Annotated in this window: 1 protein-coding gene; it reads right to left on the reverse strand. The window is 60.9% G+C overall.

Translation table 11 applies throughout. The features are described 5' to 3' along the window. Complete coding sequence (tuf, locus tag EYB53_RS25305) at positions 1 to 1,206, reverse strand: elongation factor Tu (protein WP_135482442.1); 1,206 nt, start codon at positions 1,204 to 1,206, stop codon at positions 1 to 3.

A 1,206-nucleotide genomic window follows, 5' to 3' on the forward strand; every position in this document is an offset into this window, starting at 1 on the left:
TTACGCTATGATCTTGGTGACAACACCCGAGCCGACGGTGCGTCCACCCTCACGGATGGCAAAGCGCAAGCCTTCTTCAATGGCGACGGGCACGATCAATTCGACCCCCATCACCACGTTGTCGCCTGGCATCACCATCTCCATGCCCTCGGGCAACTGGATGCTGCCGGTCACGTCGGTCGTCCGCACATAGAACTGCGGCCGATAGCCGGGGAAGAACGGCGTATGCCGCCCACCCTCGTCTTTTTTCAAGACGTAGACCTGGGCCTCAAACTTCTTGTGCGGCTTGATCGACCCGGGCGCACAGAGCACCTGCCCGCGCTCGACATCGGTTCGCTCCACCCCGCGCAACAGGCAGCCCACGTTATCGCCAGCGATGCCCTCATCGAGCGTCTTCTGGAACATTTCAACGCCGGTCACCACCGTCTTGGTCGGGGCACCCTCTTCCATCCCCACGATCTCAATCGTCTCACCCACCTTGACCTTGCCCCGCTCAATGCGGCCCGTCACCACGGTACCGCGGCCCTTAATGCCGAAGACATCTTCGACGGGCATCAGGAACGGCTGGTCAACGGCCCGCATGGGCGTCGGGATATAGGCATCGACGGCCGCCATCAGGTCCAGAATGGGCTGATACTCCGGCGCATTGATATCCTTGCTGTCGCTCTCGAGCGCCACGCGGCCCGACCCGCGGACAATCGGAATATCGTCGCCGGGGAAATCAAACTTCGAAAGCAATTCGCGCAACTCCAACTCCACCAACTCGAGCAACTCGGGGTCGTCCATCATATCAACCTTATTCAGGAAGACGACCATCGCCGGCACCTGCACCTGGCGTGCCAGCAAGATGTGCTCGCGGGTCTGGGGCATCGGGCCATCGGGGGCCGAGACCACCAGGATGGCCCCGTCCATTTGCGCAGCCCCGGTAATCATATTCTTGATATAGTCGGCGTGGCCCGGGCAGTCGACGTGGGCATAGTGCCGATTATCGGTCTGATACTCCACGTGGCGAATCGCGATCGTAATGCCACGCGCGCGCTCTTCGGGCGCATTATCAATCTGGTCGTAATCAACAAACTGTGCGGCCCCACGCAGCGCCAGCACCTTGGTGATGGCGGCGGTCAGGGTCGTCTTGCCATGGTCTACGTGCCCAATCGTGCCGATGTTTACGTGCGGCTTCGTCCGCTCGAATTTCTGCTTCGCCAT

Source organism: Candidatus Chloroploca mongolica, assembly GCF_004762035.2.
Lineage (GTDB): Bacteria > Chloroflexota > Chloroflexia > Chloroflexales > Chloroflexaceae > Chloroploca > Chloroploca mongolica.

Coding starts and splice junctions, on each gene's coding strand:
- tuf (WP_135482442.1), bottom strand. CDS start 1,206: ATGGCGAAGCAGAAATTCGAGCGGACGAAGCCGCACGTAAACATCGGC.